This is a genomic window from uncultured Leifsonia sp. (assembly GCF_945957465.1).
GTDB lineage: Bacteria > Actinomycetota > Actinomycetes > Actinomycetales > Microbacteriaceae > Leifsonia.
Map to the genome: position 1 here is coordinate 1 of NZ_CAMFLC010000038.1, position 22,999 is coordinate 22,999.

Consider the following 22,999-nt stretch of genomic DNA (forward strand, 5'->3'; position numbering starts at 1 on the left):
GAGTCGGGCAGGTAGATGACGTCGGCGTCCATGATGAGGAGCGCCTCCATCCAATCCTCGGCGAGCACGCGTTCGATGCCGTGGTTCAACGTGTGCGCCTTGCCCTGTCCGCCCTGCTCGCGGCGCAGCAGGAAGACGTTGCCCGGGTACTGCTCGGCGCGGCTCCGGACGACGTCGGGAGTGGCGTCGGTGCTGGCGTCGTCGACGACGTAGATCCGCAGAGCCTCCCGCGGGTAGTCGAGCTTCATGAGGCGGTCGATGGAGGCGCCGATGACGGCGCCCTCGTTCCACGCCGGCACGATGATGGCGACGCGCGGGAGGTAGGGAGCGGCCTTCTTGTAGTGGTTGATCCAGGCGTGGAACGGGATCACCACGAAGGTCGCAGCGGCGGCGATCACCGGGATCAGGCCGCTCAGCGCGAGGATCAGGCAGACGACGACGCCGATCCACTGCAGCACGCCCAGCACGTCCACGCGGCTCCCCTCGTCCCCCCACACAATACTCGGAGGTTCTGCCCCCGCGGGGCGATGAACCGGCTACGCCGGAACCGGCGCGTCGGCGGCGGCGATCCCGAACTCGCCGTCCGCGACGGCCTGCCGCACCGTCAGGAGGTCCGCGTGCGCTTGGTCTGCGTAGGCGAGGGCCCAGGCGACGACGGCGTTGTCGAAGGTCGCGCCGCTGCCGAGGTAGCCGGCGACGAACGGCGCAGAGGGCGACTGCGCGTGGGCGCGCGCGAGCACCGTGCCACAGGCGTCGACGTAGTCGGCGAACGGACGGAAGTCGAGGGTCTCGGTGTCGATCGAGACGTTCCGGTCGCGGAACTGCCGGATGTAGAACGCGTGCCCGTCCAGGTTGGCGTACCCCAGGAACGGATCGCTGACGGCCTGGAGGACGCGCTGGTTGCCGACCACCCGGTGGCCGTGCTCGTCGTCGTGGGCGTGGTCGTCGAAGACCGGCGAGCGACCGGCGGTGGCGCCGCCGAACTCGACCGCGACCGACTCGCCCGCCTCCTTCACCTGGAGAACCAGGGGCTCGCCCGCCGGCCCGGTGAGCACGATGATGTAGCACCGCGTGCCCACGCTGCCGACGCCCACCACGCGCCGCGCGGCGTCCGTCGGGACGTACTGCGAGAGCAGCACCGCGATGTCTGTTGGCACCGTGGTGAGGTAGGCGTCCATGATCTCGAGCACGTTCTGCTCGGTGGCCTCCGGTACGTGCGCGAGGACCGGCGGGCTCTCGACGATCGTCATCGCGCCGTCGGGAGCGCGGCGCGTGATCTTGCGCACGACGCGTGCGGACGTCCGCCGGGACGCCGCCTCGATCGCGCGGTCGAGCACCCGCTGGGAGGAGAGGGTGCGGCGGCCGCGGCTCACGTCGGCGCGCAGGTAGTAGCGCTCGAGGACCTCCAGCCCGGTCATCTGCCGGAGCGCTGTGCGATAGACCGCCGCGGCCTCCAACGCGGCGGTCCGCGTCTTCGACTCGCCGAATCCGCGCTGCCGCGCGGCCAGCACGACGCTGGTGACGAAACGCTTGACGTCCCACTCCCACGGGCCGTACGCCGATTCGTCGAAGTCGTTGAGGTCGAACACCAGGCTGCGCTCGGGCGAGGCGTAGATCCCGAAGTTGGCGAGGTGGGCGTCGCCGCAGATCGTCAGGTCGACGCCCGTGCGGGGCCCGTGGCTCAGGTCGACGGCCTGGATGGCCGCCGATCCGCGGTAGAACGCGAAAGCATCAGCGGTCATCCGCGCGAGCCGCAGCGGGATCAGCTCCGCGACCCGGTGCTCGTGCTGGCGCTTGAGCGTGGCGACCGGATCGCGGTCTGCGGCCGGAGCGTACGCGCCGTGCGCACTGCGCGGCACCCGCGAGCGGGCGTCTTTACCGGCGCGGTACAGCTCGGCGGCGCTGTGGATCGCCTCGTGATCGAAGCGCAGGTGACCTTCGTGGGCCGTCATGACGATCGCTCCTCCCCGCCTCGTGCGTGGCACAAGCCTAGGGGGAGGAGCGATCGTGCCGGCTCAGCTGCGCGCCGGGCCTCCCAGCGAGCCGCCCGCGGCCAGCCGCATCAGGTCGGAACCGAGGTCGATCCCCAGTTCGTTGCCGCCCGCCGAGCCGAACTCGTGCTGGTAGCTGTCCCACGACGCGTCCTTGATGCGGGCCTCGACGCCGGTCTCCATGAGCACGACCAGCTCGCGTGCCGCGCGGTCGATCCGCTTGCCGAGCGCGTTGTCCTGCCAGTCCTCCGTTGCGGCGAACACCGAGGTCGGTGCCGTCATGGTGCGCAGGAACGCGAACATCGATCGCATCTGCTCGTCCACCACCAGGGCGTGCCGCGCCGTCCCGGCCGTCGCGCCGAGAACGACCGGTTTGGCGATCAGCAGATCGTTGTCGAGCACCTGGAAGAACGACGAGAACAGACCGCTCGGGCCGGCCTTGTAGACCGGAGCCGTCGCGATGATGCCGTCGGCCTCTGCGAGCTTCTCGATCGCCGCGGTGAACTTCGGGCCGAGGTGTCCGGAGGCCAGGGCGCCGGACAGCTCGGGCAGCAGCTCGCGCAGGTCGAGGTGCTGCGTCTCGACGGTGCGGCCGTCACGCTGTGCCGCCGCCTCCACGCGCAGGCTGAGCCGGTCGGCGAGCATCTTGGTGGACGACGGGTCGCTGACGCCCGCGTTGACGACGACGACCCGGAAGGGCCGAAGGTCGGTACTGGTCATGATGTCCTTCTCTCGATGCGCTGATCGTCGGTGTGCTGTGGGCGCTCAGAGTGCCGGGTACTCGGCCTGGAACTCGTCGGCCGAGTCCTGGTAGGGCGAGGCGCCGGTGACGTTGTCGCCGCGGTTGGCGTTGGGGCGCGGCTGCCGCGGGGCGGCGTCGCCGTACTTCGCGCGCACGAGCGACTCGTGCGTCGGGGCCTCCGGGGTCTCCGGGTCCTTGCGGGCCTCGGTCTCCTTGCGAAGAACCGGAACGACCTCCTCGCCGAGCAGGTCGAGCTGCTGGAGCACCGTCTTCAGCGGGAGTCCGGCGTGGTCCATGAGGAACAGCTGGCGCTGGTAGTCCCCCGCCCACTCGCGGAAGGTCAGCGTCTTGTCGATGACCTCCTGGGGGCTACCCACGGTGAGCGGCGTCGCGTCGGTGAACTCCTCCATCGTCGGGCCGTTGCCGTAGACGGGTGCCTCGTTGAAGTACGGACGGAACTCGCTCTTCGCGTCCTGCGAGTTCTTCGCGATGTACGCCTGGCCGCCGAGGCCGACGATCGCCTGCTTGGCGGTGCCGTGGCCGTAGTGCTCGAAGCGCTCGCGGTAGAAGGCGATCAGGCGCTGGTAGTGCTCCTTGGGCCAGAAGATGTTGTTCGCGAAGAAGCCGTTGCCGTAGTATGCCGCCTGCTCGGCGATCTCCGGAGTGCGGATGCTGCCGTGCCAGACGAACGGGGGAACGTCGTCGAGCGGGCGCGGGGTCGAGGTGAAGCCCTGCAGCGGTGTGCGGAAGCGGCCCTCCCAGTCCACGACGTCCTCGTGCCACAGGCGGTGCAGCAGGTTGTAGTTCTCGAGGGCGAGCGGCAGGCTCTGCCGGATGTCCTGGCCGAACCACGGATACACCGGACCGGTGTTGCCGCGGCCGAGCATGAGGTCCATGCGGCCCTTCGACAGGTGCTGGAGCATCGCGTACTCCTCCGCCAGCCGCACCGGGTCATTCGTGGTGATGAGGGTGGTGGAGGTCGTCACGACGAGGCGCTCGGTGAGGGCGGCGATGTGGGCGAGCAGAGTCGTGGGGGACGAGGAGAAGAACGGCGGGTTGTGGTGCTCGCCGATCGCGAAGACGTCCAGCCCGACCTCCTCGGCGTGGGTGGCGATCTTCACGATCGCGTCGATGCGCTCCGCCTCGCTCGGGGTCTCGCCCGACACCGGGTCGCGGGTGATGTCGCTGACGGAGAAGATTCCGTACTGCATTGCTGGCTCCTCAGGTTCGTTCTCGCCGTATCTATGCAAACGCATATAACGCGACAGTGCCTCGAGTATTCCCGGACAGCCCCATCATGGACCTGCGCGCGGTGCGGGCGCCGCGCGAGCGCGAAAACGGGCGCACCCCGAGCCCGAAGGCTCGAGATGCGCCCGTGCGCAGACGAAGGTCGGCTCTGGCTGCCGACCGTCAGTGTGCGGCTAATCCGCCAGGATCGCTGCGTAGGTGTCCATGAAGGTCGCGGCGACGGCGATCGCCCGCCGGGGCAGTGGGACCTGGGTCATAACGGTCGTCTTGCCGGCAGTCACACCCGTGCCGAGGCCGCCCGTGTCGTTCGAACCGGCGAAGTACACCGTTCCGTCGGTCATCAGGAAGAGGTTGCCGTCGCCCCCGCCGCCGATGTCGGCGAGGGTCTTTCCCGCGGGGAGGGAGATCGGTGTCCACACGCTCACCCGATCGGCATGGCCGACGCTGCTGCTTCCGTTGGTGTTGTTTCCCGCCGTGTAGATGACGCCATCGGTCGTTCGGGCGAAGAACGACTCGAAGTCGGAGGAGTTCGCCCAGATCCTGTCCACCTTCTTGCCACCGGGTTGGGTCACAGGGAGCGCCCTCGTGTTCGCGACGTTGCTGAGACCGGGAAGTTGGCTGTAGCGCGGCTGACCGGCTCCCCAGAGCTTCCCCTCGCTGTCGAGGTAGAGGGTCGTGTCCTGGGTCACGCGCACCTGAACGATGTCGGTCAATGGGCTGCCGTTGCTCGTGATGGTCTGCGCCGCGAGGTACTGCTTGCCCACGACGCCGCCGCTGCCCATCCCGCCGAAGTTGTTGGAGCCCGAGTTCCACACGGTCCCGTCATTGAGCAGGTAGGCCGCCCGGTACCAGCCATTGCCGCTGGCCCAGATGATCGACTTGCCGGGATTCGCAGCGAGGATCTGCAGCCCTACCGGCTTGAGCCCGCCCTTCGGGTTGTCGGCGACGCCGTCAGCGGTGCCGTCATCGAGGGAGAACATGTCGCTGGAGTTCTCGCCGCAGGCGTAGATCTTTCCGTCCGTGCCCCAGATCCAGGTGGTCTGGTCGTACATGGCCTGAGTGTCGGACGTACGTGCCGCAATCGTGAACGGTGCCGTGAGCGATTCGTTGAGCGCGGGGCCGATCGGACCGGTTGCCCCAGACGTTCTCGGAGTCAGCTTGCCGAACGGTCCGGACGCGTTGCTTCCCGTCATGTACACGGTTCCAGCGGTTGTGACCGCCGCGAAGTGCGCGTAGCCGCCGTACACGGAGGTGAACTTCTCCGCAGTCTGCCACGTGAGAGGTCGAGTGGCGGTACCGCTGTAGCCGGCAGCGCCCGCGGTGTTGTAGCCCCAGCCGAACACGTTGCCCGCGCGCAGCTCCGCGGCGCCGACGTTCAGGACGGCGGTCGTCTGTGCTTCGCCGTAGATCGCCTGGATGAGGTTGCCGGTCTCCGGCTTCGCGGTGCCGGCGAGGATGCCGGAGACCGTGACGCTGTCGAGGGACCCGCTCGCCGCGAAGTCCTTCGTGGTCGAGCCGTCGGCGAAGGTGAGGCCGCCGGAGAGGGTGATGGTGATCAGGTCGCCGACGGGAGCCGGCGTGACGCCGTCGGTCGTCGCCGCAATGACGACGTCGTCGAAGACTCCGCCCGGCATTGCAGGCAGCGGCAGCTTCGTGAAGTCGACCGTGGGCTTTTCGGGTGACACGGGGCTCGACGCCGCAGCGGCGGGAGAGGCGACCGCCATCACGATGGCGGGCGCTGTCCACGCCGCGGCGCCGACGACCGCGCGTCGGGTCACAGGCGATGTGTGCGGTTCGGGGTTGTTCATAGGTTTCCTCAGATGTGGCAGGTTTGGGGACTGTGTACTCCTCCGTAAAATGTAAAATGAGTTCTGCTGACTAGGGGTTGGATCGACGAGATGAGGGGACGCCCTAGTCCGTCGTGAGTAGTGGAGCCGGGGTGTCTCATCGCTGAAGGCTTCGGGCCGGATGTGAAAACGGGCGCGCCTCGAGCCGCAGAGACTCGAGGCGCGCCCGTGGATGGCCGAATCGATCAGGCCGAGGGAGCAACCCCGATGATCCAGTTGCCCGCCCAATAGGAGTTGTGCGCGGTGAACCCGCTCGCGCCCTTGATCAACTCGTACGTGCCATACGCGGGCTTCGAGTCGGCGGCGTTCCACGAGTATGTGAAGTAGACGTCGCCGGACGCGGTCCGAGCGGTCCACGTCCCGGAGCCGATGACGACGTCGACGACTTGGCCCTCGGGAATGCCCGCTTTGCGGTAGAAGGGACCGTTGTACGACTGGTACGCGTTTCCGTCGGTGCCGATCGCGTGACGATAAACCGAGTCGCCCTCGTAGGTGACGTAGTAGGCGAGAGGAACAGGGCAGCTGACCTTGGTCCACGCTCCTGTCTGGCTGGCCGCGCTAGCGTAGTAGAAGTTGCCGTCGGCGTCCAGCAGGTTCCAGCGCGTACACTCGACCGTCACCTGCTTCACGACTGTTCCAGCCGGGAGGCCCTGCATGTGCTTCACGAAGGGGACCATGCCGATGGATGTGTAGACATGGCCGTCCGTGCCCTTCGCGATGACATATCCGTGGTCGTCGAACGGGTATGCCTGGAAGTCGGCGGCCTTGACACCGGGAAGCTGCGTCCACTTCGCCGCGGAGCCGACGGATTTCGCGGAGTTGTAATAGATGTCGCCGTCGGCGGTCCGGACGAACCAGCGGCCACCTCCGCACGAGATCTGCACGATGTCGGCCACCCCGGGGGTGGCGACGAAGGTCTTCGCGTCATTCATCTGGTAGTAGGTGCCGTCGACACCGAGCGCCGCGGCGTACGCGCCGTTGTTCGGCCGGACTTCGAGCTGTGCGATCTTGCCGGGCGCCTTGGCGGCGGTGTACGTGTCCGGGGTTGCAACCGTGGTGGAGGCGGCGCCGATGACGTATGCCACGCCGTCTTGGAGGGCCCAGTAGTATCCCGAGCCGACCAAGACCTGCTGAGCGTCAGAGATGCCGACGTCGCTCATCTTCCAGCCGCTGGCGGCTTTGGTGGCCGTGTAGAGGGCCATTCCCGTCACCTGGATCGTGATGGTCGCGGTGAGATTCAGCGCAGGGATGGTGGCCGTGATGACGTAGGTGCCGGGCGTGGCCGGTGCCTTCGCGGTGACGACCGCCTCTCCGAGAGCGTCGGTCACCGTCGAATTGCCCGACGGGAAGGTAAATCCGCCGGAACCGGAGGAGAACACGGTCGACTTGCTCGAGACGGCGGTGCCCATGAGCGTCGCCACGACATCGAAGGTCGCATTGACGGGGACCTTCGGGTTGGCATCGAGGGTGAGGGCGTTGGTGGGGGAGGTCGACGCAGCCGCGGCCGGAGAGGCGACGGACAATGCGATCGCGGGCGCTGCCCACGCGGCAGTGCCGAGGACGGTGCGTCGGGAGAGGGAGGGTGTCTTCTCCGGCGCCGAGGCGCCGTTGGGTTCGAATTCCTGATTCATTTCGGAGTCTTTAGCTTTCGGGGGAGGGGTTCTCGATCAACAACAATGTGACATTGGTACTCACAGTTCCAAGGCAAGGCTAACACGAAAATGCTTGAGGTAAAACGCTACATTTCTCAAGTTCGCGGGAGCTCTATCGTCACGGCCCATTTGATATGTCGCATGCCGTGTTTTCACAGGTCACTGTGAGAACCTGGCTGTTGTGGCGCGGCCGACGGCGCGACGGCCACACCCGACAGAGAGGCGAGAGCGTTGGCCGCACAAGACCCGACTCAGAACCACCCCGGACCTCAGTCCCGGCCGCGACGGCTTGCGGCGGCTGCGGGCTTTCTCGGGCTCAGTGCGACTGCCGGCGTGCTCATCAGCGCGCTGGTGGCACCGGTCGTCGCCGTCGCGGGCGTCGCAGCGGAGACGGGCGTCCAGCTCTTCGAGACGATGCCGGAAGCCCTGACCCCCGACGCGCTCGCGCAGACGACGGATATCTACGCGAAGAACGCGGCCGGCGAGCCGGTGCTGCTGGCCTCGGTCTACGAGCAGAACAGGAAGAACGTGCCGTGGGAGGCGATCTCCCTCTTCGCGAAAGACGCCGTGGTGTCGACAGAGGACCCGCGGTTCTATCGGCACGGCGGAGTCGACGTCACCTCGGCGGTCCGGGCCGCGATCGGCAACGCCGCCTCCGGCGAGGTCGGCTCGGGCGCATCGACCATCTCGATGCAGTACGTCAAGAACATTCTCGTGCAGCGGGCCGAGGCCATCCGCGACAAGGACGAGCGGGAGGCCGCCTATGAAGAGGCCGTGAAGACGAGCCTGGACAGGAAGCTCCGTGAGATGCGTCTCGCGATCAGCCTCGAGAAGAGCCTTACCAAACAGCAGATCCTGCTCGGCTACCTCAACATCGCGCACTTCGGCGGTTCGGTCTACGGCATCCAGGCGGCGGCGGAGTACTACTTCGGCGTGAACGCGTCCGACCTCACGCTCGCGCAGGCCGCCTCGCTCGTCGCGATGGTCAACGAGCCGAACGGGCTGCGCATCGACGACCCGGACAACATCGGCGACAACACGTTCCGTCGCGACAACGACGTCCTCCCGGCCATGCTCAAGCAGCGCACCATCACGCAGGCGCAGTACGACGAGGCCATCGCGACCCCGGTCGAGCCGAAGATCACACCGCCCTCCACCGGCTGCCACGCCGCGAACCCGCTCGGGGCCGGCTTCTTCTGCGATTACGTGCAGCGCGTCATCGAGAACGAGAAGGTCCTCACCGACCCGAAGGACGCGAATTACAGCACGCTGACACGCGGTGGCTACGACATCTTCACGACACTCGACCTCGACCTCCAGGCCGCGGCCGTGAGCGCGGTCGACGAGTACGTTCCGCGCAGCACGGATGTGCTCGACATCGGCTCGTCCCTCGTCACCGTCGAGCCGGGTACCGGAAAGATCCTCGCGATGGCCCAGAACAAAGACTTCAACGCCGACCCCGACGCGGCGTCCGCGGGCAACACGGCTATCAACTACGGAGCCGACTACGACTACGGCGGATCAAGCGGCTTCCAGGCGGGATCGACATACAAGGTCTTCACGCTGGCCGAGTGGCTCAAGGACGGACGGTCGCTCAGCGACCCGGTCAACGGGGATGCACGGCCACTCAACCTGTCCACCTTCAAGGACAGCTGCCAGGGCACGGGTTCCGGTTCGTACTCCCCGAAGAACGACGGAGCGCAGCGCCCCGGCACCATGTCGGTGCGGGCGGCCACGGCGGGGTCGGTCAACGGCGCGTTCTTCTCGATGGCCCAGAAACTGGACCAGTGCGAGATCCGCAAGACGGCGGAGGCCTTCGGACTCAAGCGCGCCGACGGCAAGGAGCTGACGTCCTACGTTTCGGACGTGCTCGGCACCAATGAGGTGTCACCGGTACGGATGGCCTCCGCATTCGCGGCCATCGCCAACAAAGGCGTGTACTGCTCGCCGATCGCGATCGAGCGGATCGTGGCGCCGGACGGATCGGATGTGCCGGTTCCGCAGAGTGCGTGCTCCGCGGCGGTCGCGCCGGAAGTCGCCGCCACAATGGCGTCGGCTCTCGAGAGCGTGATCACCGGAGGCACCGGGAGCGCCTCCAACCCGCGCGACGGCGTGCCCGTCTTCGGAAAGACCGGCACGACGGACTCCGAGAAGGACACCTGGTTTGTCGGCGCGACCACGACGCTGGCGACGGCTGTCTGGGTGGGCAATGTCACGGGCGGCGTCTCGCTGCGGCGGTCGAAGGTGGGAGGTATCCAAGCCGACACCCTCCGCCACCGGGTGTGGAAGCAGTACATGACCGCGGCGAACGCCCGGTTCCCCGGCGGCGGCCTGCCCGAGGCGGTGTCCCGCCCGGTACGGGACTGAACGCGTCGTCCGATTCGCGCCGGTAGGCCGTCGGCGGTGGGCAGTAGCCTCGACGGGTGAAGGTCGCTCTGCAGTTCATCGCCATGGGCCTCGTCTGGGGTGCCAGCTTCCTGTTCATGAAAGTGGCGCTCGAGGGCGTCGCCTTCGGTCAGGTGGCATGGGCTCGGCTGATCTTCGGTGCGGTGACGCTCGGGATCATCGTGCTCGCCACCCGAAGCCGCCTTCCGCGGCAGCCCATCGTGTACCTCCACTTCGTGGTCGTGGCGATCACCTACTGCGTGGTTCCGTTCCTCCTGTTCGCCTGGGCCGAGCAGTACGTGTCATCGAGCCTCGCGAGCATCTACAACGCCGTCACGCCGATCACGACGGCGATCCTCGCGACCGCCGCTTTCCGGGTGGAGAGGCTCAACCGTGACCAGGTGCTCGGCGTGCTCGTAGGAGTCGTTGGCGTGGTCGTCGTGGTCGGCCCCTGGTCGATCGCGGCGCTCTCCGGAAGCGTGTGGGGACAGCTGGCGTGCCTCGGCGCCGTGACCTGCTACGGCTTCAGCTTCGGCTACATCCGGCGCTTCATCAGCCACCGGGACATCCCCGCCACCACCGTCGCGTTCCTCAACATCGGGCTCGCGGCGGCGATCATGCTCGTGCTCACGCCGGTCGTGGCACTCTCGCCGATCAGGTTCAGCTGGCCTGTGCTGCTCAGTCTGCTCGCGCTCGGAGCCCTCGGGACCGGCGTCGTCTACATCTGGAACATGAACGTGCTGCGGGCCTGGGGTCCCACGGCGACCTCCGGGGTGACCTATGTGACGCCGGTGGTCGGAGTCGCGCTCGGCATCCTCGTGCTCGGCGAACATCTGAGCTGGAACGAGCCCGTCGGCGCGGTGATCGTCCTCGCCGGGATTCTGCTCACGCAGCAGCGCGTCCGTCTCTTCACGCGCCGACAGGCCGACCTCGTCACGTGAAGCCGCGCTTCGAGCGGAACGTCAGGCGACCGTCGGGCCGAAGTGCTCGGGGAGGGTCGAGCGGTGCACGCCGCGCAGCTCCTCGACACCGATGGTGAAGAGGTCCTGCACTTCGAGGACCGGCTGGGTGCCGAGCTCGGCGTCGGTGACGCCGATGCGCAGGAGAGGAACGCCGCGTCCCTCGCACAGCCCACGGAATTTCACGTCGTCCTCGCGCGGAACCGACACGATGACGCGCGCGGTGGATTCGCTGAAGAGCGCGGTCGCCGCGTCGACGCCGTCGCGCTCCTGAAGCTCGCCCAGCCAGACACGTGCACCCACACCGAACCGCATCACGCTCTCAGCGAGCGCCTGGATCAGGCCGCCGTCGGCGAGGTCGTGCGCCGATGAGATGAGGCCCTCCTGCGACGCCGCGTGGAGTGCCTCGGCCAGCGTGCGCTCCGCGGCGAGGTCGACCGCCGGCGGGCGGCCGCCGAGGTGGCCGTGAACGGTGCCCGCCCACGCCGAACCGTCGAGCTCCTCACGCGTGATGCCGAGCAGGTAGATGTTCTCGCCCTCGTCCTGCCAGCCGGCGGGGATGCGGCGGGCGACGTCGTCGATCACGCCGAGCACCCCGACGACGGGCGTCGGGAAGATCGGGGTGTCCCCGGTCTGGTTGTAGAACGAGACGTTGCCACCGGTGACCGGGACCTCGAGCTCGAGGCAGGCGTCGGAGAGACCCTCGACCGCCTGCGAGAACTGCCACATGACCTCGGGGTTCTCGGGGCTGCCGAAGTTGAGGCAGTCGGTGACCGCGACCGGCACGGCGCCGGAGGCGGCCACGTTGCGGTAGGCCTCCGCGAGGGCGAGCTTGGCGCCCTGCTTCGGGTCGAGCTGGCAGTAGCGGCCGTTGGCGTCGGTCGCGATCGCGAAGCCGAGCCCGCTCTCCTCGTCGACCCGGATCATGCCGGAGTCGTCTGGGAAAGCGAGCGCGGTGTTGCCGCCGACGAAGTAGTCGTACTGGTCGGTGATCCAGCTCTTGTCGGCCAGGTTGGCGCTGCCGAGGAGGGCGAGCGTCTGCTCGCGCAGCGCGTCGCCGGATGCCGGGCGGGGCAGCACGGACGCGGAGTCGGCCTGGAGGGCGTCGATCCACGCCGGGTAGGCGACCGGGCGCTCGTAGACCGGCCCGTCGACCGCGACGGTGCGCGGGTCGACGTTGACGATCTCCTCGCCCCGCCAGTTGATGACGAGGCGGCCCGTGTCGGTGACCTCGCCGAGCACGCTGGTCTCGACATCCCACTTGGCCGTGACGGCGAGGAAGGCGTCGAGCAGCTCGGGCTTGACGACCGCCATCATGCGCTCCTGGCTCTCGGACATGAGGATCTCCTCGGCCGTGAGCGTGGGGTCGCGCAGCAACACGCTGTCGAGCTCGATGAACATGCCGCCGTCGCCGTTGGAGGCGAGCTCGGAGGTGGCGCACGAGATCCCGGCGGCACCCAGGTCTTGGATGCCCTCGACGAGCTTGTCGCGGTAGAGCTCGAGGCAGCACTCGATGAGCACCTTCTCGGCGAACGGGTCGCCGACCTGCACGGCGGGGCGCTTGGTCGGGCCGCCGGCCGAGAACGTGTCGGAGGCCAGGATGCTCGCACCGCCGATGCCGTCGCCACCCGTGCGGGCGCCGAACAGCACGACCTTGTTGCCGATTCCGGACGCGTTGGCCAGATGCAGGTCTTCATGGCGCAGCACGCCGACCGAGAGGGCGTTGACCAGCGGGTTGCCCTGGTATACCGGGTCGAAGTAGGTCTCGCCGCCGATGTTCGGGAGGCCGAGGCAGTTTCCGTAGAACGAGATGCCGGAGACGACGCCGTGGACCACGCGTGCCGTGTCGGCCTGGTCGATCGCGCCGAAGCGCAGCTGGTCCATCACCGCGACGGGGCGTGCGCCCATCGAGATGATGTCGCGCACGATGCCGCCGACGCCCGTCGCGGCGCCCTGGAACGGCTCGATGTACGACGGGTGGTTGTGCGACTCGACCTTGAAGGTGACGGCCCAGCCTTCGCCGACATCGACGACCCCGGCGTTCTCGCCCATGCCCACCATGAGGTTCTTCTTCATCGTCGGTGAGACCTTCTGCCCGAACTGGCGCAGGTAGATCTTCGACGACTTGTAGGAGCAGTGCTCCGACCACATGACCGAGTACATCGCCAGCTCCCCGGAGGTGGGGCGCCGGCCGAGGATCTCACGGATGCGCGCGTACTCGTCGCTCTTGAGGCCGAGAGCCGCGTACGGCTGCTCTTTCTCCGGCGTCGCGGCGGCGTTCGCGACGGTGTCGACGACGTGCTGGATTGAGGTGTCGGTCACGCGGGCACTCCAGGCTGCTGGGGGTGGCGGGGATAGGGCAAGTCTACCGGCGCTCGGGCCCCTGTCGGACGCGCACAGCGGCAGGATGCGGGCTGGGGGAACGGGCTCCGCGGGCTGCCGGATGGAGGCGTATCGGCTGGAGGCGTGAGGGGCGGCCGAAGGGCGCGCTAACGCCGCTAAAACCCGTCTTTAGAGGCGTTTACGCGCCCTTCGGCTGCCCCTCGATCGCCCCTCGGCGACCGTTCAGGAGGCCGGGACCGTTGCGCGTGTGAGCTGGTCGACGTCGCGGGCGGCGCCCTGGTCGGCCGAGAGCGCCATCGCCGCGTACGCCCGCAGCGCGGCCGACACCGGGCGGTCGCGGTCCAGGGGCCGGTAGCCGCGGCCGGCCTCCAGAGCCTCGCGGCGGGCGTCCAGCACGGCGTCGGGGACGTCCAGGCGCAGCGCGCGCGAGTGCACATCGATCGAGATCGTGTCGCCGTCCTCGACGAGGGCGATCAGGCCGCCGGCCGCCGCCTCCGGCGAGACATGCCCGATGGACAGGCCGGAGGTTCCGCCCGAGAACCGTCCGTCGGTGATGAGCGCGCACTTCGCGCCCAGGCCGCGGCCCTTCAGGAACGACGTCGGGTACAGCATCTCCTGCATCCCCGGGCCGCCGCGCGGGCCTTCGTAGCGGATGACGACCACATCGCCCTCCTTGACGCGCTTGCCCAGGATCGCCTCGACCGCGGCCTCCTGCGAGTCCACGACCACGGCCGGGCCGGAGAAGGCGAGGATGCTCTCGTCCACGCCCGCGGTCTTCACGACGGCGCCGTCGGGGGCCAGGTTGCCGCGCAGGATGGCGAGGCCGCCGTCCTTCGAGTGCGCGTGCGCCACGTCGCGGATGACGCCGGCCGACGCATCCCGGTCGAGCTCGTGCCACCGCTCCGACTGCGAGAAGGCGGCGGACGAACGCACGCCGCCCGGTGCGGCGTGGAACAGCTCGATCGCCTCGGGGGAGGCCGAGCCGCCGCGGATGTCCCACTCCGACAGCCACGCCTGCAGCGACGGCGCGTGGATCGAGTGCACGTCGCGGTCGAGCAGGCCGGCCCGGTCCAGCTCGCCGAGAAGGGCGGGGACGCCGCCGGCGCGGTGCACGTCCTCCACCAGGGCGGCACCGTTCGGGGCGACCTTGGACAGGCACGGAACCCTGCGGGACAGCGCGTCGATGTCGGTGAGGTCGTAGTCGATGCCGCCCTCGCGTGCCGCCGCGAGCAGATGCAGGATCGTGTTGGTCGACCCGCCCATCGCGATGTCGAGCGCCATCGCATTGCCGAAGGCGGCGCTGGTCGCGATGGAGCGGGGAAGCACCGACGCGTCGTCCTGGTCGTAGTAGCGGTGCGCCAGCTCGACGGCCGTCGCGCCCGCCTTCTCGTACAGCGCCTTGCGGGCCGTGTGCGTGGCGAGCGTCGACCCGTTGCCGGGGAGCGCCAGGCCCAGCGCCTCGGTGAGGAAGTTCATCGAGTTCGCGGTGAACATCCCCGAGCAGGAGCCGCAGGTCGGGCACGCGTTCTCCTCGATGCGGAGCAGCTCGGAGTCGGACACGGCGTCGTTCGCCGAGTCGGCGATGGCCGAGATCAGGTCGAGCTTGCGCACCGTGCCGTCGACCAGCACCGTGCGGCCGCCCTCCATCGGTCCGCCGGAGACGAAGACCGTCGGGATGTTCAGGCGCAGAGCGGCCAGGAGCATTCCCGGCGTGATCTTGTCGCAGTTGGAGACGCAGACCAGGGCGTCGGCGCAGTGCGCGTTGACCATGTACTCGACCGAGTCGGCGATCAGCTCGCGCGACGGCAGCGAGTAGAGCATGCCGCCGTGCCCCATGGCGATCCCGTCGTCGACCGCGATCGTGTTGAACTCGCGCGGGATGCCGCCGGCGGCCTGCACGGCCTGCGACACGACGCGACCGACCGGCTGCAGGTGGGTGTGGCCGGGGACGAACTCGGTGAAGCTGTTCGCGACGGCGACGATCGGCTTGCCGAAGTCCTCCCGGGCGACGCCGGCGGCGCGCAGGAGGGCGCGGGCGCCGGCCATGTTGCGGCCGTGGGTGACAGTGCGGGAGCGAAGAGCGGGCATGGTCTCATGCTGCGGGTGCGTTGCCGTGCCCGGAAGACGCTGCTGATACTAGTAGTGGGAGCACTAGTATCGACGCGTGGATGCGGACGGAGCACGCGCGGAGCTAGGGCGGTTCCTGCGCAGCAGGCGCGAGCAGGCCGCGCGTGCCGACTACGGCCTCCCGCCCGTGGGCCGGTCGCGCGACAGAGGCCTCCGCCGTGAGGAGGTCGCCTACCTCTCCGGCGTCAGCGTCACCTGGTACACCTGGCTGGAGCAGGGACGGCCGATCAACCCGTCGCGGTCGGTGCTCGACGCGGTGGCGCGCACGCTGCGGCTGTCGGCCTCCGAGCACGAGTACCTGCTGTCGCTCGCCGGTTTCGGCCTCCCGGCGCCGATCGGGACGAGGCCCGTGGAGGACGCGCCGGCCCACGTTCAGCGCCTGCTCGACGCCCTCGGCGACAACCCGGCGTTCGCGCTGGCCCCGGACTGGGGCATCGCCGGCTGGAACACGGCGTACACGCGGTTGTACCCGAACGTCGCCCGGGCGTCGCGCGAAGACCGCAACCTCCTCTGGCTCGCCTACACCGACCCCGCCGTGCGCGAGCTGTTGCCGGATTGGGAGGAGACCAGCGCGCGATTCCTGGCGGAGTTCCGCGCCGAGACGGGTACGCGCGCGGGCGACCCGGCGGTGCGCGCGCTGGTCGCGCGGTTGCGGGAGGCGAGCCCGGAGTTCCGGGAGGCCTGGGACCGCTACGACATCCGGGGCTTCGCGTCGCGCGAGCGCCGGTTCCGGCACCCCGAGGACGGCGACGTGCGCCTCGAGCATCACCAGCTCACGCCCACCGACCACCCCGACCTCCGCGTGGTCGTATACACGGCCCTCGGCTGAGCAGCCGTCGATTCCGGAGCCGTGTACGCCCGAACACGGTGTGTCGCGTGCAGAACTCCGGAACGGAGTGCGGGGGGACTACGCCTCGACGAGGGCGGAGCGGATGACGCTGGTGAAGAAGGTGAGACCGCCGGTGCCCGAGCGCATCGCGTGCGCGGTGTCGGGGCCGAAGCCGGGCTCGACCGCGTGCTCGGGGTGCGGCATGAGGCCGACGACGTTGCCGCGCTCGTTGCGCACACCGGCGATGTCGTCGAGCGAGCCGTTGGGGTTGACGCGCGTGTAGCGGAACACCACGAGGCCTTCGCCCTCGAGCCGCTTCAGCTCCTCGGCCGAGGCGATGAAGCCGCCCTCGCCGTTCTTGAGCGGGATGATGATCTCCTGGCCCTGCTCGAACCCGCTCGTCCACGGCGTGCTCGTGTTCTCGACCACGAGGTGCTGGTCGCGGCGGATGAAGTTGCCGTGGTCGTTGCGGATGAGGCCGCCGGCGACGAGGTGCGCCTCCGCCAGCATCTGGAAGCCGTTGCAGATGCCGAGGACGGGCATCCCCCGGCCGGCCGCGTCCACGACCTCCGTCATGATGGGCGAGAGGCTCGCGATGGCGCCGCAGCGCAGGTAGTCGCCATAGCTGAAGCCGCCGGGCAGCACGAGCGCGTCGACGCCCTGGAGGTCGTGGTCGCCGTGCCAGAGCGCCACCGGCTCGGCGCCGGCCAGCCGGACGGCGCGCAGGGCGTCCCGGTCGTCGAGCGAGCCGGGGAAGGTGATGACGCCGATCCGCATCAGGCGTCGCCCTCGGGGTAGTGGATGCCCACGACATCCTCGATGACCGAGTTGGAGAGGATCTCGTTCGCGATCTCGGTGACAGCCGCCTTGGTCGCGTCGTCGATGGGGCCGTCGACGGTCAGCTCGAAGCGCTTGCCCACGCGGACTCCCGAGAACTGCCCCTTGCCGATGCGGGCCAGGGCACCGGCGACCGCCTTGCCCTGCGGGTCGAGCAGCTCTGCCTTCGGCATGACTTCAACAACGATCGTCGACAAGGGTGATCTCCGCTTCACTCGCGCATCCGGGGCCAGCAGCGATTCTACCGTCCCCGCGACACCGCCAGGACGACGGTGGCGAACGGTGCCTAGGAACCGGGCGTGCCGGGGTCGCGGGCCTCGGCGCCGGCCGCGGTCGCGACGCGCGAGGCGAAAGCGATGGCGCGCGGTCCGAGATCGCGGTGGAGTCGCGCGAAGAGGGCAGCGGAGGCCTCGCCGGGCCAGCCCGGCGGAAGTGCGCCGGCGGGGAGGCCCGGGTCGCGGTAGGGGATCACCCGCCACTCGTCGAGCACGCGGATCCACAGTGCGAACGCCTCGGCGTCAGAGGTGCCGTCGGCTCCGTCGTCGGCCCTGCCGTCGCTCCTGCCATCGGCCCTGTCGTCGCCGGGCGCCGTCGCGCTGCCGAACCGCGCGATGAACGAGTCGTGGAGCGCGCGGATCGCGTCCAGGTCGTACCAGCGGGCGACCCCGGCCGCGACGTCGGCGGGCCGTGCCCCGACGAAGAGGTCGGCGCCGAACTCCGCCGCGACCTCGGCGAGCTCGGGCTCGAGGCGCTCGGGGCCGATCCACAGGCCGTCGGCGACCGTGCCGCAGCCGAGCGCGGCGAGGCGCCGGCGCAGCTGATGGCGCTGCGCCCGCTGATGTTCGGGGAAGGAGAACGAGACGAGGCACCAGTGCGACGCGGAGGCGGGCCGGCCGAAGATGCGTGCGTCGCCGCGCTCCAGCATCGGCACGGCCTCCGGGTCGAGGGCGTACCCGGCGACGGTGCCGCGCGGCTCCCGGATGAGGACGCCGCGCGAGCAGAGCCGGGCCAGGCTGGAGCGGGCGGTCGCGGCGGGGAAACCGAGTGCTCCCATCAGTTCGACGGCGCCCGCCGCGCTCATCCAGTCGCCGATCGGACGCAGCGTACTGCCGACGACCGTGCGCAGCAGGGCGGTCGCCGACCCGCTGCGCGCCTCGAGGTCTTCGCGGATCGCGGTCACTCGTGGATCAGCTCCCCGAGGACGTCGCGCACGGCGGCCAGGCCGACGGCGACCTCCTCGAAGCTCGTGCTCAACGGCGACAGGCCGATGCGGAGCCCCCCCGGGTCGCGGTAGTCGGGGATGACGTCGCGCTCCCAGAGCCGGGCGGTGACCTCCCTCATCGCGGGGTGGTTCAGGGTGATGTGGCCTCCGCGCCGCTCGGGGTCGCGGGGGCTGGCGAGGGCGACGCCCAGGGGGGCCAGCCAGGTCTCCGCGAGCCGCACCGCGAACTCGGTGAGCGCGACCGACTTGTCGCGGATCGCCTGGATGCCGCACTCGCGGATCATCGCGACGGTGTCCTGGAGGGCGAGCATCCCGACGATCGGCGGGGTTCCGGAGAGGAAGCGCCGGAGGCCGTCCGCCGGCTGGTACTCGGGACCCATCAGGAACACGTCGCGCACCCCCATCCACCCCTGGATCGGCTGGACCAGCCTGCTCTGCAGGCGTGCGTTCACGTAGCCGAAGGCGGGCGAGCCCGGACCGCCGTTGAGGTATTTGTACGTGCAGCCGACCGCGAGGTCGACACCCCACGCGTCGAGCTCGACCGGCACGGATCCGGCGGAATGGCAGAGGTCCCACAGCACCAGAGCCCCGGCGTCGTGCACGATGCGCGTGATCGCCCGGGCGTCCGCGAGGAACCCCGACCGGTAAGCGACGTGACTCAGCACGACCAGGGCGGTCCGCGGACCGACCGCCGCGGCGACCTGCTCGGGCGTGACGCCCGCTTCGGTGTCGGCCTCGATCCAGACGAGGTGGAGACCGCGCTCGCGCGCGATCCCGTCGAGCACGTAGCGATCGGTGGGGAAGTTGTCCGTGTCGAGCACGATCTCGCTGCGTTGGGGTAGCGAGTCGACGGCAGCACGAGCCAGCTTGTAGAGCAGGACGGTGGTCGAGTCGCCGATGAAGACCTGCCCCGCGGCGGCGCCGAGGGTCGTCGCTGCGAGATCGTCGCCGATGCGGAAGGGGAGCTCCATCCACTCCTCGTCCCAGCCCCGGATGAGTCGGCCGCCCCAGGCGTCGATCACGAAGCGCTGGAGGCGCTCGACGCTCGCGATGGTGGGCCGCCCGAGCGAGTTGCCGTCGAAATAGGCGCGGACGGGCTCGGGCACGGCCAGGTCGCCGGGTACGGGAGGGGTGGCGGCGGCTGTGCTCGGCGTGACGCCGACGAAGCGCTCGCGGTAGTGCGCGAGCGGGTCGGCCGCGTCGAGGCCGCGGGCGGCCGCCATGGCGTCGCCGTCGAGGGCGCCGTCGTCGGCGAACGGGTCGTCGGTCGGGGTGTCGGTCATGGGTGCTCCTGTCGGAGGGTTGTGCGGTCGGTGGGAGCGGCCGCTGTGTTCGTGGCTGCTGTGCCGGTCTGTGTCGCGGTCTGCGTCGCGGGCGCAGGAGCCGGGGAGGCGAGGTCGGAGACGAAGAGGCCGCGTGCGGTGGCCAGCCAGCCGGGGAGCCGGCCGGGGTCGGCGGGGGGAACGGAGGGGATCCAGGCGATGCGAGGGCCGAGCGCAACGGTCGCGGCGGCGCCGGCGCCGGCGGCGGAGGCGGAGGCGGAGGCGGAGTCGGCGTGGGTGGGCGAGCCGGCGATCGTGCGGATGAGCGCGGGACCATCGAGGCCCGCCTGCCGGATCGCGGCGAGCTCGCGCGCGTTCACGCCGACGGGGAGGTCGCCGTTGCCGAGGTCCGTGCCGTAGAGCACCCGTCCGCCGCGGGCGGCGAACCGGCGCAGATTGTCGACCGCCAAGCGGAAGCTCGCGGTGTATGTGCCCCAGCCGTGGATGTCCAGGGTGCTGATCCACGACATCCCCGCTTCGGCCGCTTCGGCCAGGAGGGAGTCGTCGAGGCGTTCGGAGAACGGCGTGTGGGCGAGCTGGTCGACACCCGCTCGCACGGCGCGGGCGGCCTGGCCGGCTCCCTGGGTGTGCGCGACCACGGGGAGACCGGTTGCGTGTGACTCCTCCACAATCGCACTCAGAGTCACGTCGTCCACCGTTTCGCCGGCATCGCTGTTGAGCGCGACCTTGATGCGGGAGGCTCCGGTCATGACCTGTTCCTGCACCGCGTTCACCGCCTCCCGCGGTCCGCCGACCTCTTTAGACGCACCGGGCGGGGCCCACCCCGCTGTGACGGGGTAGCCGCCGGGAGCGGTGAGCAGGGCGCCGGCGATGGCGATCGCGGGACGGTCGGGACGGTCGGGCAGCCAGCCGGCGGCGACTGCGGGGATCCAGCCGAGGTCGACCGCGTGGGTGATACCGCCGCGGAAGAGGGCGGCAGGGTCGCTGAGACCGAGATGTGTGTGGTGGTCCGTGAGCGACGGGATGAGCGTGCCGCCGAGGTGCAGGACGCCCGGCGCGTCGATCCGTTCCCGGTCCACAGGGCTGGCGCCTCGGCCGACCGCGTGCGCGGCGCGGTCGGCGGTGATCGCGTGCAGGATCCCATCGCCGATGGAGAGCGCGGTCGGGCCGGCGAATCCGTCGCCGGTCCAGAGGGCGTCCACGGTGACGAGGTTCGGCCGATCGGCGGGCGGAGGCGCTGCGGATCCGTGGTCGTTCACTCCGGCGCGCCGATCTCGGTGCGCACGGCGAAGAGCTCGGGGAAGAAGGTGAGGTCGAGGGCCTTCTGCAAGAAGCTCACCCCGCTCGAGCCGCCGGTGCCGATCTTCATGCCGATCGTGCGCTGCACCGTCTTGAGGTGGCGGAAGCGCCAGAGCTGGAAGTTGTCCTCGAGATCGACCAGCTCTTCGCAGGCCTCGTATTCGCTCCAGTGCTCCGCGGCGTGATCGTAGATATCGCGGAAGACCGGGACGAGGTCCGGGCTGAAGACGTGGGCGTTCGTCACGTCGCGCTCGAGCACCGATCGCGGCACGGCGTGCCCGGCGCGGGCGAGATAGCGCAGGAACTCGTCGTAGACGCTGGGTGCCTCCAGCAGGCCGGTCAGCAGGGCGAGGGCGGCGGGATCGTCGCGGAACACGGTGAGCATGCGCCGGTTCTTGTTGCCGAGGACGAACTCCACAGCGCGGTACTGATACGACTGGAAGCCGGACGAGTTGCCCAAGAATCCGCGGAACTGTGCGTATTCGGTCGGCGTCAGCGTCGCGAGCACCGACCACTGCTCGGTGAGGGTCTTCTGGATGTGCTTGACGCGCGCGATGCGCTTGAGCGCCGGCGGGAGCTGGTCGGCGCGGAGCAGATCGCGCGCGTCCTCCAGCTCGTGGAGCACGAGCTTGAGCCAGAGCTCCGTCGTCTGGTGCTGGATGATGAAGAGCAACTCGTCGTGGTGCTCGGGAACGCTCACCGGCTTCTGAGCGCTGAGCAGGGTGTCGAGGTCCAGATATGACCCGTACGACATCCGGTCGCGGAAGTCCGTCACGATGTCCGGATCGAACTCGCGCGTGTTCTCATTGGCCGTCATGTTGCGATTCTGCGTCGATCGTCACGAAAGTGCAACACCTGGTTTCGGATGGAGGGCCGTGAGCCTCTCCGGCACCCGCGCGTCCGCGTCCGTTCACCAGCCGGTTACCCGGAGTTGCCGTCATCGTCGTCGCTGCCTCCTAGCGTGGAGACGCTGCGTCGGGACGCGGACGGGAGACGGGCATGGGCAGGCATTACGACCTCGCGATCGTCGGCGGCGGGATCGTCGGTCTCGGCCATGCCGTCGCGGCTCTGCGCCGCGGTCTGACCGTCGCCGTCGTCGACCGGGCATCGGGCGTGAACGGCGCCTCCGTGCGCAACGCCGGTCACCTCGGCATCACCGGCCAGGAGGGTGAGGCGCGTTCCTACGCCGACCTGGCGCGCGAGCTCTGGTTGACGCTCTCGGTCGAGACGGGGTTCTGGTTGCGCGAGTCCGGAGCGGTGGTGGTCGCTCAGGCACCGGACGAACTGGCGGTGCTGGAGGAGTTCCGCGACCGGCGCGGCGGTCACGACGTGCGGATGCTCACCCCCGCCCAGGTGCGCGAGCGGATCCCCGCGGGCGACGGTGTCGCGGCCGGCGGCGCCTTCCTGCCCTCCGACCTCCAGGTCGATCCGCGCGAGGCCGCCCCCGCGATCGCGCGCTGGCTGGACGCGCACGGGGTCGACTTCTTCTGGCAGACCGCCGTGACCGGCGTCGAGACGGGACGCGTGCACACGTCACGGGGCCGGGTGTCGGCCGACGCGGTGGTCGTCGCCGTGAACCAGGACGTCGATCGGCTCTTCCCGGGGATCGCGGAGACGCACGGCATCCAGCGCTGCGGCCTGGACATGATGCTGCTGGAGGCCGAACTCGACGAAGCGCTCGCCGCACCGGTGCTCACCGGATGGTCGCTCGTGCGTCTCCCCGGTTTCGCGCACACCCCCAGTGCTCAGTCGCTGCGTGAGCGGCTGGCGCTGGAGGATCCGGTGCTGGCCGCTCTGGACACCGACCTCGGCTGCGTACAGCGACCCGACGGGTCCCTCGTCGTCGGCGCGACCCGCACTCGCGGCGACGACGTCCCGCCGTTCCAGTCGGAGGTCGCCTTCGAGCTGCTCCTCGAGCGCACCCGCGCGCTGTTCGGTCTCGGCGTCACGCGTGTTCTGGAGCGGTGGCAGGGTATCGACGCCGTGGCGCCCGACGACTTCCTCGTATCGTCGCCGGCGCCGTCCGTCCGGGTCGTCTCCGTGACGGGGGGAGCCGGTATGGCCACCGGGCTCGGCCTCGCCGACCGGGTCGTCGACGAGCTCTTCTCGACCGCGCCCGGCGTCCTGACCGCAGCAGGAGCCGCCCGCTCCCGCTGACCTCGCCGGCGCTCCCGCCGACCCTGTCCATCCGCCCGCGAACACTCCACCCGACCACTCCAGTCGCCGACCTCGACG

The 22,999-nt window shown here is 69.7% G+C and carries 18 protein-coding genes; 4 read left to right on the forward strand and 14 right to left on the reverse strand.

Annotated elements, in window-relative coordinates; genetic code table 11:
• The 6 genes from Q0Q23_RS15030 to Q0Q23_RS15055 all read right to left on the reverse strand — a co-directional run.
• On the reverse strand, window positions 1–458 hold a 458-nt coding region (locus Q0Q23_RS15030; protein WP_295125778.1), incomplete at its 3' end, for a glycosyltransferase family 2 protein.
• A 78-nt stretch (window positions 459–536) separates the two neighbouring features.
• A complete protein-coding gene (locus Q0Q23_RS15035) occupies window positions 537–1,952 on the reverse strand; it encodes a DUF2252 domain-containing protein (RefSeq protein ID WP_295125701.1) in 1,416 nt (471 codons plus the stop codon).
• A gap of 63 nt (window positions 1,953–2,015) precedes the next feature.
• Window positions 2,016–2,711, reverse strand: a complete 696-nt coding sequence (locus tag Q0Q23_RS15040; RefSeq protein WP_295125704.1) for a CE1759 family FMN reductase — start codon at window positions 2,709–2,711, stop codon at window positions 2,016–2,018.
• Between the two features lie 45 nt (window positions 2,712–2,756).
• A complete protein-coding gene (locus Q0Q23_RS15045) occupies window positions 2,757–3,944 on the reverse strand; it encodes an LLM class flavin-dependent oxidoreductase (protein ID WP_295125707.1) in 1,188 nt (395 codons plus the stop codon).
• Between the two features lie 210 nt (window positions 3,945–4,154).
• Window positions 4,155–5,789 (reverse strand): hypothetical protein, encoded by a 1,635-nt coding sequence (locus Q0Q23_RS15050; RefSeq protein WP_295125710.1) that lies wholly within the window; start codon window positions 5,787–5,789, stop codon window positions 4,155–4,157.
• A 224-nt stretch (window positions 5,790–6,013) separates the two neighbouring features.
• Window positions 6,014–7,459, reverse strand: coding sequence for a hypothetical protein (locus tag Q0Q23_RS15055; protein WP_295125713.1), 1,446 nt, complete (start codon window positions 7,457–7,459; stop codon window positions 6,014–6,016).
• 354 nt (window positions 7,460–7,813) lie between these two features.
• On the opposite strand from Q0Q23_RS15055, the gene Q0Q23_RS15060 reads away from it, so the two are divergent.
• Complete coding sequence (locus Q0Q23_RS15060; RefSeq protein WP_295125716.1) at window positions 7,814–9,847, forward strand: transglycosylase domain-containing protein; 2,034 nt, start codon at window positions 7,814–7,816, stop codon at window positions 9,845–9,847.
• 56 nt (window positions 9,848–9,903) lie between these two features.
• Window positions 9,904–10,806, forward strand: a complete 903-nt coding sequence (locus Q0Q23_RS15065; protein ID WP_295125719.1) for a DMT family transporter — start codon at window positions 9,904–9,906, stop codon at window positions 10,804–10,806.
• A 21-nt stretch (window positions 10,807–10,827) separates the two neighbouring features.
• Here the strand turns inward: Q0Q23_RS15065 and purL are convergent, their stop codons facing one another.
• Both purL and ilvD read right to left on the reverse strand, forming a co-directional pair.
• A complete protein-coding gene (gene purL / locus Q0Q23_RS15070; protein WP_295125722.1) occupies window positions 10,828–13,146 on the reverse strand; it encodes a phosphoribosylformylglycinamidine synthase subunit PurL in 2,319 nt (772 codons plus the stop codon).
• A 243-nt stretch (window positions 13,147–13,389) separates the two neighbouring features.
• The gene (ilvD, locus tag Q0Q23_RS15075; protein WP_295125724.1) at window positions 13,390–15,255 is read right to left on the reverse strand and encodes a dihydroxy-acid dehydratase; all 1,866 of its coding nucleotides are present in this window, start codon (window positions 15,253–15,255) and stop codon (window positions 13,390–13,392) included.
• Window positions 15,256–15,331: 76 nt separating this feature from the next.
• Between ilvD and Q0Q23_RS15080 the strand changes: the two genes are divergently transcribed.
• A complete protein-coding gene (locus tag Q0Q23_RS15080) occupies window positions 15,332–16,123 on the forward strand; it encodes a helix-turn-helix transcriptional regulator (RefSeq protein ID WP_295125727.1) in 792 nt (263 codons plus the stop codon).
• 78 nt (window positions 16,124–16,201) lie between these two features.
• On the opposite strand, the gene purQ is transcribed toward Q0Q23_RS15080, so the two are convergent.
• From purQ to kynA, 6 genes are all read right to left on the reverse strand, one after another.
• A complete protein-coding gene (gene purQ, locus Q0Q23_RS15085) occupies window positions 16,202–16,900 on the reverse strand; it encodes a phosphoribosylformylglycinamidine synthase subunit PurQ (protein ID WP_295125730.1) in 699 nt (232 codons plus the stop codon).
• Window positions 16,900–17,157, reverse strand: a complete 258-nt coding sequence (gene purS, locus Q0Q23_RS15090) for a phosphoribosylformylglycinamidine synthase subunit PurS (protein ID WP_295125733.1) — start codon at window positions 17,155–17,157, stop codon at window positions 16,900–16,902. Before purS ends, purQ begins: the two co-directional genes overlap by 1 nt.
• A gap of 89 nt (window positions 17,158–17,246) precedes the next feature.
• Window positions 17,247–18,140, reverse strand: coding sequence for a PaaX family transcriptional regulator C-terminal domain-containing protein (locus tag Q0Q23_RS15095; RefSeq protein ID WP_295125736.1), 894 nt, complete (start codon window positions 18,138–18,140; stop codon window positions 17,247–17,249).
• Window positions 18,137–19,405, reverse strand: coding sequence for a kynureninase (locus Q0Q23_RS15100; protein WP_295125781.1), 1,269 nt, complete (start codon window positions 19,403–19,405; stop codon window positions 18,137–18,139). The genes Q0Q23_RS15095 and Q0Q23_RS15100 overlap by 4 nt, the downstream gene beginning before the upstream one ends.
• A gap of 56 nt (window positions 19,406–19,461) precedes the next feature.
• Entirely contained in the window at window positions 19,462–20,724 is a 1,263-nt protein-coding gene (locus Q0Q23_RS15105; RefSeq protein WP_295125739.1) for a hypothetical protein, read from the reverse strand.
• Complete coding sequence (gene kynA / locus Q0Q23_RS15110; protein ID WP_295125742.1) at window positions 20,721–21,581, reverse strand: tryptophan 2,3-dioxygenase; 861 nt, start codon at window positions 21,579–21,581, stop codon at window positions 20,721–20,723. Before kynA ends, Q0Q23_RS15105 begins: the two co-directional genes overlap by 4 nt.
• Window positions 21,582–21,763: 182 nt before the next feature.
• Here kynA and Q0Q23_RS15115 point away from each other — a divergent pair, with 182 nt between their 5' ends.
• A complete protein-coding gene (locus tag Q0Q23_RS15115) occupies window positions 21,764–22,921 on the forward strand; it encodes a TIGR03364 family FAD-dependent oxidoreductase (RefSeq protein ID WP_295125745.1) in 1,158 nt (385 codons plus the stop codon).
• Window positions 22,922–22,999 lie beyond the last annotated feature (78 nt).

Excerpts from the sequence above, each read along its gene's own strand:
- Q0Q23_RS15035 (WP_295125701.1), bottom strand. The coding sequence starts at position 1,952 with ATGACGGCCCACGAAGGTCACCTGCGCTTCGATCACGAGGCGATCCAC.
- Q0Q23_RS15040 (WP_295125704.1), bottom strand. The coding sequence starts at position 2,711 with ATGACCAGTACCGACCTTCGGCCCTTCCGGGTCGTCGTCGTCAACGCG.
- Q0Q23_RS15045 (WP_295125707.1), bottom strand. The coding sequence starts at position 3,944 with ATGCAGTACGGAATCTTCTCCGTCAGCGACATCACCCGCGACCCGGTG.
- Q0Q23_RS15050 (WP_295125710.1), bottom strand. The coding sequence starts at position 5,789 with ATGAACAACCCCGAACCGCACACATCGCCTGTGACCCGACGCGCGGTC.
- Q0Q23_RS15055 (WP_295125713.1), bottom strand. The coding sequence starts at position 7,459 with ATGAATCAGGAATTCGAACCCAACGGCGCCTCGGCGCCGGAGAAGACA.
- ilvD (WP_295125724.1), bottom strand. The coding sequence starts at position 15,255 with ATGCCCGCTCTTCGCTCCCGCACTGTCACCCACGGCCGCAACATGGCC.
- purQ (WP_295125730.1), bottom strand. The coding sequence starts at position 16,900 with ATGCGGATCGGCGTCATCACCTTCCCCGGCTCGCTCGACGACCGGGAC.
- Q0Q23_RS15100 (WP_295125781.1), bottom strand. The coding sequence starts at position 19,405 with ATGGCGGCCGCCCGCGGCCTCGACGCGGCCGACCCGCTCGCGCACTAC.
- kynA (WP_295125742.1), bottom strand. The coding sequence starts at position 21,581 with ATGACGGCCAATGAGAACACGCGCGAGTTCGATCCGGACATCGTGACG.
- Q0Q23_RS15115 (WP_295125745.1), top strand. The coding sequence starts at position 21,764 with ATGGGCAGGCATTACGACCTCGCGATCGTCGGCGGCGGGATCGTCGGT.